Source organism: Planococcus maitriensis (genome assembly GCF_003289925.1).
Taxonomy (GTDB): domain Bacteria; phylum Bacillota; class Bacilli; order Bacillales_A; family Planococcaceae; genus Planococcus; species Planococcus maitriensis.
In genome coordinates this window covers 450,426-468,665 of the sequence record NZ_QLZQ01000001.1, presented here as the reverse complement: position 1 = coordinate 468,665, position 18,240 = coordinate 450,426, and the positions used below count along the sequence as shown (strand labels likewise).

The 18,240-nt window shown below is 51.4% G+C and carries 17 protein-coding genes; 1 reads left to right on the top strand and 16 read right to left on the bottom strand.

Features of this window, described 5'->3' with window-relative positions:
- Positions 1–54 precede the first annotated feature (54 nt).
- The 10 genes from prmC to DP119_RS02235 form a co-directional block, all read right to left on the bottom strand.
- Positions 55–930, bottom strand: coding sequence for a peptide chain release factor N(5)-glutamine methyltransferase (gene prmC, locus DP119_RS02280; protein ID WP_112230456.1), 876 nt, complete (start codon positions 928–930; stop codon positions 55–57).
- Positions 917–1,996, bottom strand: a complete 1,080-nt coding sequence (prfA, locus tag DP119_RS02275; protein ID WP_112230454.1) for a peptide chain release factor 1 — start codon at positions 1,994–1,996, stop codon at positions 917–919. Before prfA ends, prmC begins: the two co-directional genes overlap by 14 nt.
- A gap of 282 nt (positions 1,997–2,278) precedes the next feature.
- Positions 2,279–2,872 (bottom strand): thymidine kinase, encoded by a 594-nt coding sequence (locus tag DP119_RS02270; protein WP_058382952.1) that lies wholly within the window; start codon positions 2,870–2,872, stop codon positions 2,279–2,281.
- Positions 2,873–3,024: 152 nt separating this feature from the next.
- Complete coding sequence (gene rpmE, locus DP119_RS02265) at positions 3,025–3,240, bottom strand: 50S ribosomal protein L31 (RefSeq protein ID WP_058382951.1); 216 nt, start codon at positions 3,238–3,240, stop codon at positions 3,025–3,027.
- 150 nt (positions 3,241–3,390) lie between these two features.
- Positions 3,391–4,674, bottom strand: coding sequence for a transcription termination factor Rho (gene rho / locus DP119_RS02260; RefSeq protein ID WP_112230453.1), 1,284 nt, complete (start codon positions 4,672–4,674; stop codon positions 3,391–3,393).
- A 116-nt stretch (positions 4,675–4,790) separates the two neighbouring features.
- Positions 4,791–5,756: a class II fructose-bisphosphatase gene (gene glpX / locus DP119_RS02255; RefSeq protein WP_112230451.1), complete on the bottom strand. Its 966-nt coding sequence runs from the start codon at positions 5,754–5,756 to the stop codon at positions 4,791–4,793.
- A gap of 72 nt (positions 5,757–5,828) precedes the next feature.
- Complete coding sequence (locus tag DP119_RS02250) at positions 5,829–7,127, bottom strand: UDP-N-acetylglucosamine 1-carboxyvinyltransferase (protein ID WP_112230449.1); 1,299 nt, start codon at positions 7,125–7,127, stop codon at positions 5,829–5,831.
- Between the two features lie 26 nt (positions 7,128–7,153).
- The gene (fsa, locus tag DP119_RS02245; protein ID WP_068870073.1) at positions 7,154–7,804 is read right to left on the bottom strand and encodes a fructose-6-phosphate aldolase; all 651 of its coding nucleotides are present in this window, start codon (positions 7,802–7,804) and stop codon (positions 7,154–7,156) included.
- Positions 7,805–7,860: 56 nt separating this feature from the next.
- On the bottom strand, positions 7,861–8,724 hold the full coding sequence (locus DP119_RS02240; RefSeq protein ID WP_112230447.1) for a class II fructose-bisphosphate aldolase: 864 nt from the start codon (positions 8,722–8,724) through the stop codon (positions 7,861–7,863).
- An 87-nt stretch (positions 8,725–8,811) separates the two neighbouring features.
- Positions 8,812–9,171 (bottom strand): response regulator, encoded by a 360-nt coding sequence (locus DP119_RS02235; protein ID WP_112230445.1) that lies wholly within the window; start codon positions 9,169–9,171, stop codon positions 8,812–8,814.
- A gap of 69 nt (positions 9,172–9,240) precedes the next feature.
- On the opposite strand from DP119_RS02235, the gene DP119_RS02230 reads away from it, so the two are divergent.
- On the top strand, positions 9,241–9,726 hold the full coding sequence (locus DP119_RS02230) for a DUF2529 family protein (RefSeq protein ID WP_112230443.1): 486 nt from the start codon (positions 9,241–9,243) through the stop codon (positions 9,724–9,726).
- Between the two features lie 92 nt (positions 9,727–9,818).
- On the opposite strand, the gene DP119_RS02225 is transcribed toward DP119_RS02230, so the two are convergent.
- The 6 genes from DP119_RS02225 to DP119_RS02205 form a co-directional block, all read right to left on the bottom strand.
- Positions 9,819–11,420 (bottom strand): CTP synthase, encoded by a 1,602-nt coding sequence (locus tag DP119_RS02225; protein WP_112230441.1) that lies wholly within the window; start codon positions 11,418–11,420, stop codon positions 9,819–9,821.
- Positions 11,421–11,695: 275 nt separating this feature from the next.
- Positions 11,696–12,295, bottom strand: a complete 600-nt coding sequence (gene rpoE / locus DP119_RS02220; RefSeq protein ID WP_112230439.1) for a DNA-directed RNA polymerase subunit delta — start codon at positions 12,293–12,295, stop codon at positions 11,696–11,698.
- 61 nt (positions 12,296–12,356) lie between these two features.
- Positions 12,357–12,530 (bottom strand): hypothetical protein, encoded by a 174-nt coding sequence (locus DP119_RS15785; RefSeq protein WP_167399164.1) that lies wholly within the window; start codon positions 12,528–12,530, stop codon positions 12,357–12,359.
- Positions 12,531–13,177: 647 nt separating this feature from the next.
- Positions 13,178–16,429, bottom strand: coding sequence for a fused isobutyryl-CoA mutase/GTPase IcmF (gene icmF, locus DP119_RS02215; protein ID WP_112230437.1), 3,252 nt, complete (start codon positions 16,427–16,429; stop codon positions 13,178–13,180).
- 5 nt (positions 16,430–16,434) lie between these two features.
- The gene (locus DP119_RS02210) at positions 16,435–17,076 is read right to left on the bottom strand and encodes a TetR/AcrR family transcriptional regulator (RefSeq protein WP_068870087.1); all 642 of its coding nucleotides are present in this window, start codon (positions 17,074–17,076) and stop codon (positions 16,435–16,437) included.
- Positions 17,077–17,091: 15 nt separating this feature from the next.
- Positions 17,092–18,231, bottom strand: a complete 1,140-nt coding sequence (locus DP119_RS02205; protein ID WP_068870089.1) for an acyl-CoA dehydrogenase — start codon at positions 18,229–18,231, stop codon at positions 17,092–17,094.
- Positions 18,232–18,240: the final 9 nt, after the last annotated feature.

Sequence of the window (18,240 nt, the reverse complement as noted above, 5' to 3'; positions counted from 1 at the left end):
AATATCCACAATTTGTGGATAACACCCCTTAACATCAGATGATTTGTGCACAATTTAATCTAAAATACAAAATACCATGCGATCGTGTTTGTTGATATCTTTTTTGCAATAGACACGTGCATCTGGCAAGGCTTTTTGGAACAATTCAGTTACAGCGGCACCTTGGCTGCTGCCGATTTCCAGCCCGATGATGCCTGGGCGGCTAATCAATTCCGGCACTTGCTGTGCCAATGTTTCGTAAGCCGCAAGCCCATCACGGTCAGCGAATAGCGCTTGATGCGGCTCGAATTCACGGACAGTATCCGATAGGGCCGGTGCTTCATGATGCGCGATGTAGGGCGGGTTGGACAGGATAATATCCCATTTTCTTCCCGCAAGCGGCGCTGCCAAATCCCCTTTAGTGAAATGGACATCCGCATTCAAGGTTTCTGCATTGCGTTCAGCCATGAACAAGGCTTCTTCGGAAATATCCGTCGCCATCACTTCCGCTTCAGGCAATTCGCATTTCAATGTAATTGCAATGACCCCGCTGCCCGTTCCGATATCCGCTGCCTGCACTTCTTCCGTTCCGAACAGCTCACGCTTCAGTTTCAAAGCCTCTTCAATCAACTCTTCTGTTTCCGGACGCGGGATGAGGACGGCTGGCGACACTTGGAAGGTCCTGCCGTAAAACTGTTCAACACCAGTTAAATGCTGTACCGGCACGCCTTCCACCAATTCTTCGATATTGGCCCAATAGGACTCGAACTGGCGATCTTCGATTTTATCGCGCATAGACGCGACCAAACCCGAGTAATCCACTCCCAGCTCATGCTGCAAGAGAATACGGGCTGGCGTTTCTTCACGGCCGTGTTGCTTTAGATAGCTCGCCGCCTGTTCCAAAGCTTGATATATGAATTCCACTGTCGTTAAGGTTTCAACTTTGTTCATTGTTTAAGCTCTCCATCCTCGTTGATTGTTCATCGATCACCAGGGCGTCAACAATTTCATCCATCTTGCCTTGCAGGATCTGGTCCAGCTTCTGGATGGTCAATCCGATGCGATGGTCCGTCACTCGGTTTTGCGGGAAGTTGTAAGTGCGGATGCGCTCTGAACGGTCACCTGTACCGACAGCGGATTTACGTACGGAATCATATTCAGCTTGTGCTTCTTGCTGAAACTTTTCATAGACGCGGGCGCGCAAAACTTTCATGGCGCTCGCTTTGTTCTTGATCTGGGATTTCTCGTCTTGGCAGGTGACGACGATATTCGTCGGTAAATGTGTCAAACGCACCGCCGACATCGTCGTATTGACCGATTGGCCCCCTGCACCTGATGATGCATAGGTGTCGACGCGAATATCGTTATCGTGGATGTCGACTTCGACTTCTTCCACTTCCGGCAAACATGCGACCGTCGCTGTCGAAGTATGGATGCGCCCCCCGGATTCGGTTTCAGGAACCCGCTGTACGCGGTGGGCGCCGTTTTCGTATTTCAATTTAGAATAGGCGCCTTTACCGGTCACCATAAAGACCAATTCCTTAAATCCGCCGATTTCCGTCGGATTCGAGTCCATGATCTGCACTTTCCAACCGTTGGCTTCCGCAAAACGGGAATACATCTTGAACAAATCGCCTGCGAACAGGGCTGCTTCATCGCCGCCCGCCGCGCCGCGGATTTCCATGATGACGTTCTTATCATCGTTCGGGTCTTTCGGAATCAACAGAATGTGAAGGCGCTCTTCCAGTTCCTTGGAACGCGCTTCGAGTTCCGCGACTTCTTCTTTGACCATTTCACGCATATCGGCATCCATTTTTTCCTCAAACATGGCTTTTGAATCGGCCAATTGCGTCTGGACGTCTTTGTATTCACGGTATGTCTCTACAGTTTCCTGCAGATCGGATTGTTCTTTGGAATAATCGCGCAGCTTGTTCGTATCACTGACGATATCCGGGTCACTCAACATTTCGTTGAGACGGTCGTATCTGTCCTCGACAGACTGTAAACGGTCAAACATTGTTTTCACCTCTAGTTTCTTCTATATAAAGTCGATAACTCTGTGCATAAGATTCCATTGTTTACGATATTCCGCGAAATAGCTGGCTTTCCGGGGGAGCTTGCACTGAACTAATTCGGGCTAGGCGCCCGAATTAGTTCAGTACTCCGCTGCTCCCCCAGGAGTCTGCGCTATTTCGCTTCATATCTTTTCTCAAAAAATACAACAAAAATTCAAGTCCATTGATTTCTTAAGGTCTGTGATTTGTCTATATAAACGCTTCTTCAAACTAATTGGTGCTTTTTATTCTGTAACCGTAACGCCGGCCGGGACTTCATGGTGATGGCGGCAACGCGGTTCGTAGGCTTCGGAAGCGCCGACCAGGATGATCGGGTCATCCGAACCGGCAGGCTTGCCGTCGATCAGGCGCTGCGTGCGGCTTGCGGGAGATCCGCAGACCGTGCAGACAGCCTGCAGTTTGGTCACTTGCTCTGCAATTGATAGAAGGGATGGCATCGGACCGAATGGCACGCCGCGGAAATCCTGGTCGAGGCCTGCGACAATCACGCGGAAACCATGGTCGGCCAATTTTTGCACATGGTCGACGATTTCCATATCGAAGAATTGTGCTTCATCGATGGCGATGATATCGAATTCGTCGGTTATATATTCTTTCATCTCACCGGAATGCCCGATTGGCAAGGCGATAACAGTGGTTCCGTTATGGGAGACGACCGCTTCCTCGCTATAACGGTTATCCAATTTCGGCTTGAATACCGCAATTTTCTGCTTGGCGAATTGCGCGCGGCGGATGCGGCGGATCAGTTCTTCCGATTTCCCGGAAAACATGCTTCCGCAAATCAACTCGACCCATCCGGTCTGTTTCATGACGTACATAGTGGAGACCCCTTTCAAACATTTGCTGTTAATATCATACCAAAAATGGCGGATGTGACTATCATTTTTCTGCTATGTAATTGATTTTTTCCGTTCCTTAACAAAAAAAATACCCATCCGGCGTTTTCGCGACGGACGGGTATAATAGTGACTTAGTTGTTGATTTCTTCTTTGAGGCCGTATTTTTTGTTGAAACGGTCTACGCGGCCATCTGCAGCTGCGAATTTTTGGCGTCCAGTATAGAATGGATGACATTCTGAGCAAAGCTCAACGTTGATGTTCTCTTTTACTGAACCTGTTTCGAATGAGTTGCCGCATGAGCAAGTCACTGTCGCTTTTTTGTACTCTGGGTGAATACCTGTTTTCATAATGTTTTCTCCTCCCGCCCTGAACCATCTGGAACAGAGTTTAATCTATTTTGCCTATTGCCTTACACGGCTCGTTAGGCCGTATATGCAATAGTACTGTTTTGTTTCACTCTTATAATCATATCAAAACTTAATGGCTTTTGCAAGCAATCAAATCGTCTTTCGCGGGGTGCGCGATGATTTGCCGTCTCTCGGCAATTGGCTGAAAAACTCTTCATTCGTCTTCGAATGGCTGAGCTTTTTCATGAAGCGCTCCGTAAAATCGGGTGAATCCGAGAAGGTTTTGCGGATTGCCCATAGTTTATCAAGTTGTTCCGGGTCCATCAACAATTCTTCCTTGCGTGTGCCCGACCGGCGGATGTCGAGTGCCGGGAAAATGCGGCGTTCGGCGAGGCTGCGGTCGAGATGCAGCTCCATATTGCCGGTTCCTTTAAACTCTTCATAGATGACTTCGTCCATGCGCGATCCCGTTTCGACGAGTGCCGTCGCAAGGATCGTCAAGCTGCCGCCTTCTTCGATATTGCGCGCCGCACCGAAAAAGCGTTTCGGGCGGTGGAATGCGGCAGGGTCGATTCCGCCGGAAAGCGTACGCCCGCTTGGCGGGATGACCAGGTTATACGCACGCGCCAGTCGCGTGATCGAATCCATCAAGATGACGACATCGCGCTTATGTTCGACGAGACGCATGGCGCGTTCGAGAACCAGCTCGGCTACTTTGACATGATTTTCGGGAACTTCATCGAAAGTCGAAGACACCACATCAGCGTCGACCGAGCGTTCGATGTCCGTCACTTCTTCCGGACGCTCATCGATCAACAGCACGATCAGTTCCGCTTCCGGATGGTTCGTCGTCACGGCATTGGCGATTTCCTTCAACAGCATCGTTTTTCCGGCTTTAGGCGGAGCGACGATCAACCCACGCTGGCCGAAGCCGACCGGGGATACGAGATCCATGATGCGCGTCGATAAATGTTCCGGGCCGGTTTCCAGGCGGATATGGTGATCTGGATAGAGCGGCGTCAGTCCCGGGAAATGGACCCGTTCTTTTGCGACTTCCGGGTCTTCGCCGTTGACGGCTTCTACTTGGAGCAAGCCGAAATAGCGTTCATTTTCTTTTGGCGGGCGGACTTTTCCGGATACTTTATCCCCGTTCCTGAGGTCGAACCGGCGGATTTGGGAAGCTGAAATGTAAATGTCCTGTGAACTCGGGGAATAGTTGATCGGGCGAAGGAACCCGAAGCCTTCCGATTGGATGATTTCCAGGACGCCTTCCATGAAAAAGAAGCCTTCCTGTTCCGCACGGGTTTTCAGAATGGCGAAAATCAATTCTTTTTTCGTCAGTTTGCTGTAATTGTTCAACTTGTATTCTTTTGCCAGGTTGTAAAGCTCTTTGAGCGTCATATTTTCCAATGCGGAAATTGTCATCGTTGCCATCTAGTTGGACACCACACTTATCATTAGTTTCAAGATTTCTGGGGAATTTCTGTTGTTCTGGAGTCATTAAAGAAGGAGCCCGGCATAAAGCCGGACTCAGGTTTGGAGTATGGAAATCAATCTTTCATGACGAGATCCGGTTTTTTCTTGAGGCTGTGGCGCCCTTCGACAAAACGGACGGTGCCGGATTTTGCACGCATGACCAAAGTATGGCTTTCGGCGAAGGAACCTTTCAGCTGAACGCCGCGAAGAAGTTCTCCGTCCGTGATCCCAGTCGCTGCAAAGATCGCATCGTCGCCTTTGACCAGGTCGTCCATCATCAATACTTTGTCGACATCAAGGCCCATATCGAGGCAACGTTGTCTTTCTTCGTCATCTTGAGGAACCAGCTTGCCTTGGATTTCGCCGCCCAGGCATTTCAATCCGACTGCAGAGATAACCCCTTCCGGAGCACCGCCTGTACCGAATAGGATGTCGACACCCGTTTGGTCGAAAGCTGTATTGATGGCGCCGGCAATATCGCCGTCGTTGATCAATTTGATACGCGCTCCCGCTTCACGGATTTCCTTGATGATCTGCGCATGGCGCGGGCGGTCAAGGATTGTTGCGACGACGTCTTCGATGTCCTTGTTCTTCGCTTTGGCAACCGCACGCAAATTGTCGATGACCGGTGCATTGATGTCAATTTTACCGACCGACTCAGGGCCGACCGCAATTTTGTCCATGTACATGTCCGGTGCATTGAGCAGATTTCCGCGATCCGCAATGGCCAAAACGGCAATCGCATTCCAGCCGCCTGCAGCGACAATGTTCGTGCCTTCTACAGGGTCGACCGCAACATCCACTTCAGGGCCGTCGCCTGAACCAAGTTCTTCACCGATATAGAGCATTGGCGCTTCATCCATTTCGCCTTCACCGATGACGACGGTGCCGCGCATCGGGATCGTATCGAATACGGTGCGCATCGCTTCCGTTGCCGCATCATCCGCTTCATTTTTCAGGCCGCGGCCCATCCATTTTGAAGAGGCGATTGCTGCCGCTTCCGTAATCCGCACTAATTCCATCGAAAGACTTCGTTCCATAATTCATTTCCTCCGTTCAATCTTTGTATATGCCATCTACATTGTAGCATATATGCAAACGCCTTTAGAGAGTCAATTCACGTCAGAACTGAGGTCGGACTTCCCGCTCGCCACCGGGTCGATCGTTTCCCGGCGGATATCAGCGCCAAGGCCACGCAGCTTTTCGATGATGTTCGAGTAGCCACGTTCGATGTGATAGATTTCCCGCACTTCCGTTTCGCCTTCTGCCAATAAGCCAGCGATCACGAGTGCCGCGCCTGCACGCAGATCGGATGCGACAACGGTCGCCGCATTCAACGGTGTTGGCCCTGTAATGATCGCAGCGCGCCCTTCGACGCGCCCCACCGCATTCATGCGCCGCAGCTCATCGATGTGCTTGAAGCGCGCCGAATAAATGGTATCGGTGATCATCGAAGACCCGTGCGCTTGTGTCATCAAGACCGAGAACGGCTGCTGCAAATCGGTCGCAAACCCTGGATATACCAAAGTTTTCACGTCGATTGGCTGCAGGTTCTCGGTTTTCGGGATATGGATCGACTCTTCATTTTCCTGAACATCGACGCCCATTTCACGAAGCTTCGCCGTCAAGGCTTCCATATGGAAAGGAATGACGTTGTCGATTGTCACGCCGTCGCCGGCAGCGGCTGCCATGATCATGAATGTGCCTGCTTCGATGCGGTCAGGGATGATCGTATGGTTGGTGCCGTGCAATTCATCCACGCCTTCGATGCGGATGACATTTGTGCCGGCACCTTTGATTTTTGCGCCCATATTGGTCAGAAGCGTCGCGACATCGATGATTTCCGGCTCTTTCGCCGCGTTCTCGATCACCGTCTGCCCTTTCGCGCGAACGGCAGCGAGCATGATATTGATCGTTGCGCCCACGCTGACGACGTCCAGGTAGATTTTCGCGCCGCGTAGTTCGTCGGCACGCAAATAGATCGCCCCGTGCTCATTAGTCACTTTCGCACCCAGCGCTTCAAAGCCCTTGATATGCTGGTCGATCGGGCGCGGCCCGAGGAAGCAGCCGCCTGGCAGGCCGATGGCGGCATGTTTGAAACGGCCGAGCATCGCACCCATCATATAGTAGGAAGCCCGCAGTTTCTTGACGTTGCCGTTCGGCAGCGGCATGTCGACCATTTCAGTCGGGTCGATTTGCATGACGCCGTCTTCGAATGTTACGGATCCCCCGATTTCTTCCAAAATACTTTTCAATGTCCAAACATCGGAAATTTCCGGCAAGCCTTCAATCGATACCGGCGAATTCGCCAAAATCGAAGCCGGGATCAAAGCCACGGCACTGTTTTTAGCGCCATTGACTTTAATCGTTCCGGACAGGCGTTTGCCGCCTTTTATTTTATAAACGTCCATTGTATTTCTCCTTTTCCCTGTCAGCCTTATTTCACAGAGCGGGTTTCCCAATCGGCCAGGAATGCTTCGATGCCTTTATCCGTCAACGGATGCTTGAACATCATTTCAAGCACTTTCATCGGCATCGTCCCGATGTGCGCGCCGTTAAGCGCTGCTTCCGTCACGTGCTGCGGATGGCGGATCGAAGCGGCGATGATTTCTGAATCGATGTCGTGGATTGCGAAAATCTCAGCGATCTGTGCAATCAAATCCATGCCATTGTGCCCGATGTCATCAAGGCGCCCAAGGAATGGGGAAACGTATGCTGCTCCAGCGCGTGCTGCGAGAAGGGCTTGGTTGGCGCTGAAGATCAAGGTAACGTTGACTTTCTTGCCTTCGCCGGCGAGAACCGCACATGCTTTCAAGCCTTCCGGCGTCATCGGCAATTTCACGGTGATGTTCGGCGCAAGTTCAGCCAGTTCGCGGCCTTCTTTGATCATGCCTTCCGCATCAAGCGCGATGACTTCACCGCTGATCGACCCGTCGACCAGGTCGGCGATTTCTTTCAGGCGGTCGTGGAACGAAACATTTTTTTCTTTTGCGACAAGCGATGGGTTGGTTGTCACGCCTGAGAGAATGCCCCAGGAATGTGCTTCTTTAATTTCGTCAAAATTGGCTGTATCAATGAAAAATTTCATGTATGGTTTCCTCCTGTATGTGGAAAAAGAGACGGATTCGCCTCTCTTTCCCGTTTTTATGAATTTGCTTGTTGCGAACTTCCGAAATCGCGCATCTTGCCGATGACGGTTGCCTTGATCGCATCGCGCGCCGGCGTCAAATACTTGCGCGGATCATAGACCTCTGCGTCAGACGCTAATTTTTCGCGGATCGCTTTTGTAGCGGAAATTTGGCTTTCCGTGTTGACATTGATCTTCGACGTACCGAGCGAGACGGCGCGCTGGATATCTTTGACCGGGATGCCGGTTCCGCCATGCAGGACGAGCGGCACATCACAAAGCTGTGAAATTTCTTCCATTTCGGCAAACCCGAGGTTCGGTTCGCCTTTATACGGCCCGTGGACCGAGCCGAGCGCTGGCGCCAGGCAATCGATGCCTGTCTGTTCAACGAGCATCTGGCATTCTTTCGGGTCTGCATAGATGACGCCTTCTGCGATGACATCATCTTCCTGCCCGCCCACTATGCCCAGTTCCGCTTCCACGGAAACGCCTCTAGCGTGTGCATATTCGACCACTTTACGCGTAATTTCAACATTTTCTTCAAAGGGATGGTGCGACGCATCGATCATGACCGATGTGAAGCCTGCATCGATCGCTTCTTTGCATTTTTCAAAACTGGAACCGTGATCCAAATGGATAGCGACCGGAACTGTAATATTGTAATCGTGCATCAGGCCTTTCACCATATGTACAACAGTCGTAAATCCGCCCATATAGCGTGCTGCACCTTCTGAGACGCCGCAGATGACCGGGGATTTTTCTTCCTCTGCCGCCTGCAGGATCGCTTGCGTAAATTCCAGGTTGTTCAGGTTAAATTGCCCGATGGCATAACCTTCCTGCTTACCTTTAATCATCATGTCTTTCATCGAAACCAATGGCATTACAATTCTTCCTCCTCAGGGTAGGCACAAGCCCAATATCTTTTTCACTATATCAAAAATGGCGCCGTTTCGCCACTCAGTGCCTGTTTAATCGCCAACCAGCTCACGGACGGCATCGCGCAATTCAAAAACATCGAAGGGTTTGGTGAAATAGCGCATGACGCCCCAATTCATCGATTCCTCGATCACGCCCATTTCGCCGTAAGCCGTCATCATGATCACCTTACAATCATGCTTGCGGCTTTTCAGCCGCTTCAGCAATTCAATGCCGTCCATCCCGGGCATCTTCATGTCCATCAGCACCATATCGGGGCACGTGTTTTCAGTGAGCTCCAGCGCTTCTTTCCCGCTGCCCGCCACCAAGGTTTCATATCCATCCCTCTCGAATACTTCTTTCAATAACAGGCGGATGCCTTGTTGATCATCTACTATTAGAATCCTTTTCACATCAGCCACTCCTTTCCACCTTTTTCGAAGAGCAGCCCATCTGCTATACTCGTTTTGAGGTGAATCCATTTGAAAATATTGACGACCCAATTGACCGGCTTGTTCCAGCGCATCAACAAAGAAGAGCAAGCCATCGAAGACACGGCGCGGCTTCTCGCACAAGCCGCCATCGGCGAAGGCCGCATCCATCTGGCTGCTTTCGGTGAACTCGAAGCTGTCGCAGCGGCCGCTTTGAACGGCCCGGAAACGCTAGGATCGGCAGTGCGCTATGACCCAGCCGCCGAATTGTCGACTGCCGACCGGGTATGGATACTGGCGCGCCGGGATGAAGGCGATTCCTTAGCGCAGGAACTCGCTGGACGTTCCATTCCTTTTGCGATGCTGACAGCTGAAAGCCACGGCAGTGAAGCGGCGGATGCCTTTCTCTCCATGAAGATCGACAAGGGCTTGCTGCCGGGCGAAGACGGCGGCCGTATCATGATCCCCCACGGGCTCGGTGCTTTGTATGTCTACCATGCGGTTAAATTGACAATTGATGAAATGCTCGCGGATTGACGAGCTCCAAAGAAAGCCTTCCCTGGAATAGGGAAGGCTTTTTCCATCTGGCCGATGCCTGCCTTCCAGGTAATGAAGCGGCTTTTACATGTTTATTGCTGGTTGTCCAATGATGCGCGAACAAACTCACGGAACAATGGCTGCGGGCGGTTCGGGCGCGAGATGAATTCCGGGTGGAACTGGCAAGCGACGAACCATGGGTGGCCAGCGACTTCGATGATTTCAACGAGGCGGCCATCCGGGCTCGTGCCGGTGAATTTGAATCCCGCCTTTTCGAACTGCTCGCGGAATTCATTGTTGAACTCATAGCGATGGCGGTGTCTTTCGTAAACGAGCTCTTCCCCGTATGCTTCGTACGCTTTCGAGGTCTTATCGAGCTTCGCCGGATACAAGCCAAGGCGCAATGTGCCACCCAAATCTTCGATGTCTTTTTGTTCCGGCAGCAAGTCGATGACCGGGTACAAAGTTTTCGGGTCCAGTTCAGACGAATGCGCGCCGTCCAAGTTCATGATATTGCGTGCGAATTCTACAGAAGCGAGCTGCATGCCGAGGCAGATGCCGAAGAACGGCACGTTGTTTTCGCGTGCGTATTGCGTCGCAAGGACTTTCCCTTCCACGCCGCGATCGCCGAAGCCGCCCGGCACAAGGATGCCGTCGCAATCCTTGAGCGTTTCCGCTACGTTTTCTGCGTTGACGTGCTCTGCGTTGATCCAGTCGACTTCAATGTCCGAGTCGAATGCGAAACCGGCATGCTTCAACGATTCCACGACGGAGATGTAAGCATCCTGGAGTTCCACGTATTTGCCGACAAGGCCGATCTTCACGGATTTCTTCAAGGATTTCACTTTCTCGACGAGTTCGTTCCATTCGGTCAAGTCCGCTTCCGGCGCTTCGATGCCGAAATGATCCAGGACGATTTGGTCCATGTGCTGTTCCTGCAAACGAAGCGGCATTTCATAGATGACGTCAACATCGCGGGATTCGATGACTTCTTCGGATTTGATATCGCAAAACAGCGCGATTTTATCTTTCATGTCCTGGGGTACTGGATATTCCGTGCGCACTACGATCAAGTTTGGCTGGATGCCAAGGCTGCGCAATTCTTTTACGCTGTGCTGTGTCGGTTTCGTTTTCATTTCTTTTGCAGCGCCGAGGTAAGGAATCAATGTACAGTGGATATACATGACTTCCTCGCGGCCAAGGTCCGAACGCATTTGGCGGATGGCTTCCAGGAATGGCAGCGACTCGATATCGCCGACCGTTCCGCCGATTTCCGTGATGACCACATCGGCTTGAGCCGTTTTCGCTGCGCGCAACAGGCGGTCCTTGATTTCATTCGTGATGTGCGGGATGACTTGGACCGTTCCGCCCAAATAGTCGCCGCGGCGCTCTTTCTGGATGACTGTCGAGTAGACTTTCCCTGTCGTCACGTTCGAATATTTGTTCAAGTTGATGTCGATGAATCGCTCGTAGTGCCCAAGGTCCAAATCCGTTTCCGCGCCGTCGTCGGTCACGAATACTTCCCCGTGCTGGTAAGGGCTCATCGTGCCTGGGTCAATATTGATGTATGGGTCGAATTTCTGGATCGTGACACTGAGGCCGCGGTTTTTCAGCAAGCGCCCAAGAGAAGCTGCCGTGATTCCTTTCCCTAATGATGAAACCACTCCACCCGTTACGAATATATACTTTGTCATGCTCTGTTTCCTCCTCGAGTATTGAAATGAAATGTGATCGCTCTACAACTTGCAGTCCCGAATCGTGTTCAGCCAGAAAAAGCTTCGGCCATCCAAAAAGGCGGATGGCACGGGTCTTTACCGCCAGCCGGCGGCATTAAAAAATAAAAAAGCGCTCCTCCTGCAAAGCGTGCAGGGGGAGCGCGTTAGCTATACGAATCATCTCTCCTGTTTTAAGGAGCCCAGTAAAATCTTATCTCGTACAGCCGTTTCCGTCAAGGTGAAAAAAGTTCAAGCTACTTCAGCCCATCCTCTTCTTCTTCCTCTTCGTCATCTTCTTCGTCAATGATGTTGCCGTCCAAGTCTTCTACGAGCACGCCGACATCTTCCACTTCGTCGACATCGTCATCGTCATCTGTCGAATCGAAATCAAGATCGGCGACCGGTGCTTTGACAGCCACTTCGTCATCATCGTCATCGTCGTCGTCATCTGAAGAAACATCGCCATCGTCTTCGCCAAAGTCTTCGAAGTCCAATTCATCTTCCAACTCCAGATCCATATCGTCAAAGTCGTCGTCCAACGATTTCGATTTCTTTTTCTTGCGGGCTTTGACCGTCGGTGCCGATTCTTCTTCGATCTGTTCCACCGGATACCATTCGCGAAGGCCCCAACGGTTTTCCCCGAGGATCAGGAAGCGGCCATCAATATTCATGTCAGTATAATACTGTGCAAGATGAGACTTCATCTCTTCTTCGGAGAGGCCGATCAATTGCTGCAATTCAGCGACCAGCTCTGAAAAAGTTTTCGTTTCTTTGGTTTCTTCCAAAATGGCATATGTTAAGTCGACGAACGACTCTTCTAGCAATTCTTCTTTCGTTAATTCACGGATGTTCATTCGTGCACGTCCCTTCTTGTATCGTAACTTAATCCATTATATACAAAGTCCTTGCTGTCCGCTACCGGGATTTCTTTTTTCTGCGCATAAGCTGCTCCCACCCGAAATAGAAAAAGTAGGCGGACAGGATTAAAAACGGTATCGAGCCGAGCGCTCTATTGTACAGAACAATAAGCAGCACGACCGCTGCAATGATGATGGTGTAATGGGCAGCTTTGGGCATGGCGTCATCCATCTCTTTTCTCTAGAGTTTCAACTTCTTCCATTATAACGGACTTGCACCGCCAAATCGACCGAAGTGCCGGATGATTCCATTTGTTGCTGTTATGATGAATGAAATGTGTCGAGCAGTGGAATGGGAGAGGAGATTTCGCTACAAGGGGCACGCTTGCCGAGGGGCGGGTGTTGAGCCAACGTGCTGTGCACGTTTGTCTCGCCAGCCCGCGCGGTCCCTCCGGCGTCGGCCCCTTTCCGCTACATCTCTATATGTAGAGTAGAAATGAAATTCATCTGTCATTGAAATTAGCATGAACAGTTTTGGACAGCTTTGTAATTGCATAAAGAATAGCTAGTGTACTATCTTTTTCGCTATCAACTCTAACTAAGCGTCTTCACCAGCGGACGAATACAAAAAAAAGACGCGTCCTCGCAAGTAACATCCAATGAAATCTAAAAGCCGAACCGCGTAAACGGGCGAGCCGGAGTAATGAGACGAACGTTCTTCTCGGCTCATTCGCGATGAAACGATCAACGAACCACCCATCTCATTCACTTGCCTCGCTCACTTCTCCACACCCCATTCTAGCTAAGCACTAATGAGAGCTTATGCTCAAGCGTCACAAAAAAATCCCCTCGCCTGTTTCCAAGCAAAGGGATGGGATCTTACATGTTTCTGCGGTACTGGCCGCCTACTTCGTAGAGGGCTGAAGTGATCTGGCCAAGGCTTGCGACTTTGACGGTTTCCATCAGTTCTTCGAAGATGTTGCCGCCGTCTTTCGCGACTTTCTTCAAGCGCTCTAACGCTTCATCTGAAGGGTTGCGTTCCTGGAATGCGCGCAGGTTGTTGATTTGCGTTTCTTTTTCTTCTTTCGTTGCACGGGCGATTTCCATCGCGTTGATGTCGTCGTCCGATTGCGGGTTCGGGTTCAAATACGTGTTGACCCCGATGATCGGCAATTCGCCCGTATGCTTCTTCATTTCATAGTGCATGGATTCTTCCTGGATCTTGCCGCGCTGGTATTGCGTTTCCATCGCGCCAAGAACACCACCGCGGTCGTTGATGCGGTCGAATTCCGTCAGGACGGCTTCTTCGACCAATTGCGTCAACTCTTCTACAACAAATGCACCTTGCAGCGGGTTTTCGTTTTTCGACAACCCGTGCTCTTTCGTGATGATCATCTGGATGGCCATCGCGCGGCGGACGGATTCTTCCGTCGGTGTCGTGATCGCTTCATCATAAGCGTTCGTGTGGAGCGAGTTGCAGTTGTCCTGAAGCGCCATCAAGGCTTGCAAAGTCGTACGGATATCGTTGAAATCGATTTCCTGTGCATGGAGGCTTCGGCCCGATGTCTGGACGTGGTATTTCAGTTTCTGGCTGCGTTCGTTTGCGCCGTATTTATCGCGCATGACAATTGCCCAAATACGGCGAGCGACGCGCCCGATGACCGTGTATTCAGGATCCAGACCGTTCGAGAAGAAGAACGATAGGTTCGGCGCGAAATCGTCGATGTGCATGCCGCGGCTTAAATAATACTCAACATAGGTGAAGCCGTTCGACAAGGTGAACGCCAATTGGGAAATCGGGTTCGCGCCAGCTTCTGCAATATGGTAGCCCGAAATCGACACAGAGTAGTAATTGCGCACTTTGTGGTCGATGAAGTATTGCTGGATATCGCCCATCATGCGCAGTGCGAATTCCGTCGAGAAGATGCATGTGTTCTGCCCTTGGTCCTCTTTCAGGATATCCGCTTGGACTGTTCCGCGGACCACTTGCAGCGTCCCTTCACGCACTTCGGTGAATTCTTCGACCGTCAATGTGCGGCCAAGCTCTTCTTCGCGTTTTTTCACTTGCTGGTCGATGGCCGTGTTCATGAACATCGCCAGGATGATCGGCGCCGGCCCGTTGATTGTCATCGAAACGGAAGTCGACGGCGCACACAGGTCAAAGCCGTCATATAGTTTCTTCATATCTTCCAGTGTACAGATGGAAACGCCTGATTCCCCGACCTTTCCGTAGATGTCCGGGCGGTAATCCGGGTCTTCGCCGTACAGCGTGACGGAATCGAATGCCGTCGATAAGCGTTTCGCTTCGTCACCTTTGGATAGGTAATGGAATCTTCTGTTCGTGCGTTCCGGCGTGCCTTCTCCCGCAAACTGGCGCTTTGGATCTTCACCCGCGCGTTTGAACGGGAAGACGCCTGCCGTATAAGGGAACGAGCCCGGTACGTTTTCTGCATAGACCCAGCGGAGGATTTCGCCGTAATCCTTGAATTTCGGCAAGGCCACTCTCGGCACTTTGATGCCGGACAAGCTTTCTGTACGCAGCAATGTGCGGAGTTCCTTGTCGCGGACTTTGGTGACCAATTCATCGCCCGCATAATCTTCCTGAAGGGAATTCCAGTTATCGAGGATGCGTTTCGATTCAGCCGTCAGTTCATCGCGCACGCCTTGTGCGAGCGATTCCAGGGACTGGACAAGTGCATCATCCGGCGCGTTTTTCCGGACTTCTTCAATCGCGCCTTCGAGCTGGAACAAACGGCGTGCAAATGCGGCCTGCTCTGCGCTTCTCGCATGGTAGCCGCGAACGGAATCCGTAATTTCACGCAAATAATAACGGCGGTCATTCGGGATGATGAGGTTTTCTTTCTGCGTCTTGGCGAAAGCTTCATAGCTCGTTTCCCAGTCCATGCCGCATTTCTTGTTGACTGTCGCTACAAGTGCAGCAAACAGGGCATTGGTGCCTTTATCGTTGAACTGGCTTGCGATCGTGCCGTAAACCGGCATGTCGTCCAAATCGTTTTCCCATAGCAGATGGCTACGCTGGTATTGTTTTTGGACTTGGCGCAATGCATCTTCCGAACCTTTGCGTTCGAATTTATTGATGACGATCAAATCGGCGTAATCGATCATGTCGATTTTCTCGAGCTGGGTCGGCGCGCCGAATTCACTCGTCATGACATACATCGACACGTCGGAGATGCCGGCGATTTCGGCATCGCCCTGCCCGATTCCGCTCGTCTCCACGACGATCAAGTCGAACCCTGCCGCTTTCACGACATCCAGCACATCGCCGATCGCAGCGGACAATTCCGTGCGCGAGCCGCGCGTTGCAAGGCTTCTCATGAATACGCGTTTGTTAAAGATGGCGTTCATGCGGATGCGGTCGCCAAGAAGCGCACCGCCTGTTTTCTGTTTTGTCGGGTCGATGGACAAAATGGCGATTTTCTTGTCCGGAAGTTCAGTGAGGAAGCGGCGGATCAATTCATCCGTCAAGGAGCTTTTTCCGGCTCCGCCTGTCCCGGTGATCCCGAGAACCGGCGTGTTTTTCGATTTTTCGCGGACCGCTTTCATCAAGTCGCCCGTATCGAAGTTTCGTGTATGTGCTTCTTCTGCCGTCGTGATGATGTTGGCAAGTGCCACCGGGTTTTCAGCTGTCAAACCGTCCAGCGAAACATCTTCTTTCGCTGTGGAAAAATCGCATTCCTCGACGATTTCCGCGATCATGCCTTGTAAGCCCTTTTTGCGGCCGTCTTCCGGAGAGAAGATGCCAGCGATCCCGTAATCTTCCAATTCGCGGATTTCGCGCGGCAAGATGACCCCGCCGCCGCCTCCGTAAATGTGGATATGGCCCGCTCCACGCTCTTGAAGCAAGTCATGCATGTATTTGAAATATTCCACGTGTCCGCCTTGGTAAGAAGAAATCGCAATCCCTTGGACATCTTCCTGGATTGCCGCATTGACGACTTCCTCCACGGAACGGTTATGCCCGAGGTGGATTACTTCGACGCCATTTGCCTGCAAGATCCGGCGCATGATATTGATCGATGCATCGTGGCCATCGAAAAGACTCGATGCCGTGACGAACCGGATATGGTGCTTCGGCTGATAAGTGGTGTTTTCTTGTATAGTAGCCATTATGGTCAAGCCCCCTGTATGGTGATTTTCTCCCCTGCCATCCCCTGCAGCAGAAACTTCGTTTGCATTTCGATAAATTCCCCAATAGTGAAATCATCCAGCGCCCAGCGCCTGAACGCCCACATCTGCCCTTGCACGAACAAATGATGGGACGCCAGGACGATTTCCTTTTGCGACAGCGACAATTCCCCTGACGCAGCGCATTTCGACAGAAGCCGCTCGAACAAGGCCGTCATTTCGATTTCCTTGTTCAGCACGTAACGCAGCGCGTCTTTCGGCAAGGATTTGGATTCCTGGTACATGACGACAAATTCATCTTGCATATCGTCGATCAATGTATAGTATTGCTCGAGTGCTTTGACCAGCGTCTCGAGCGACCCTTCCTCCAAATCCAGCCGGTCGAGCCGTGCGTTGACTTCGTCATAGATCGAGTCGCACACAAGATAGAGCACGTCTTCTTTGGTGCGGATGTATTCATATAATGTGCCGATGCTGAAACCGGCTGCTTTTGCAATTTCCCTCGTCGTCGTCCGGTGAAAGCCCTTTTCCTTAAAAAGCGTGACAGCGCCGCGGATCATCTGTTCACGGCGCTTTTCAATCAGGCTTTCGTCTTTCACGGAGGACTGAATTTCACGCTTTTTCGCCATAGGCCGACCCTCCGTTTATTTCGTGACCATACGGGAAATGACCAAACGCTGGATTTCCTGTGTGCCTTCATAGATTTGCGTGATTTTCGCATCGCGCATGAAACGCTCAACCGGGTAGTCTTTCGTGTAGCCGTAGCCGCCGAAGACCTGGACCGCTTCTGTCGTCACTTTCATCGCCGTATCACCGGCCATCAATTTCGCCATGGCCGACTCTTTGCTGTAGGACAGTTTGTTCGACTCGAGCCAAGCTGCTTGGTACGTCAATAGGCGTGACGCCTCGATCGATGTTGCCATGTCGGCAAGCTTGAAGGAAATGCCTTGGTTCGCTGCAATCGGCTTGCCGAATTGCTCGCGCTCTTTCGCGTAATCGACCGCTGCGTCCATTGCGCCTTGAGCGATTCCGACAGCCTGGGCTGCGATTCCGTTGCGGCCGCCGTCAAGCGTCTGCATTGCGATCTTGAAGCCTTGGCCAAGTTCGCCAAGCACGTTTTCTTTTGGCACGCGGCAGTTGTCGAAGATGATTTCCGTCGTCGGGCTTGAACGGATTCCGAGTTTTTTCTCTTTCTTGCCGACAGAGAAGCCTTCGAAATCTTTCTCGACAATAAATGCGGTTGTGCCTTTATGCTTCGATTCCGGATCCGTTACCGCGAAGACGACATAGATGTCCGCGATGCCGCCGTTCGTGATGAAGATTTTCGATCCGTTCAAGACGTAATGGTCACCGTCTTCTTTGGCAGTCGTCTTCATGCTTCCTGCATCTGAACCTGAAGCCGGTTCAGTCAAGCCGTATGCGCCGACTTTCGATCCTTCAGCCATCGGGCGCAAGTATTTCTGCTTTTGCTCTTCCGTCCCGAATGTATAAACCGGCCATCCCGCAAGCGATGTGTGGGCAGATAGGATAACGCCCACTGAACCGTCCACGCGGGACAATTCTTCAACCGCGATGCAGTATGCCAAGTAATCGGAACCGATTCCGCCGTATTCTTCCGGCCATGGAATACCAGTCAGGCCGAGCTCTGCCATTTGGTGGAAGATTTTCATGTCGAAGCTTTCTTCTTCGTCACGCTGTTCTGCTGTCGGCGCCACTTCGTTTTTCGCGAAGTCGCGAACCATTTTACGGATCATTTTATGTTCTTCAGATAGTTGAAAGTTCATTGTTTAATT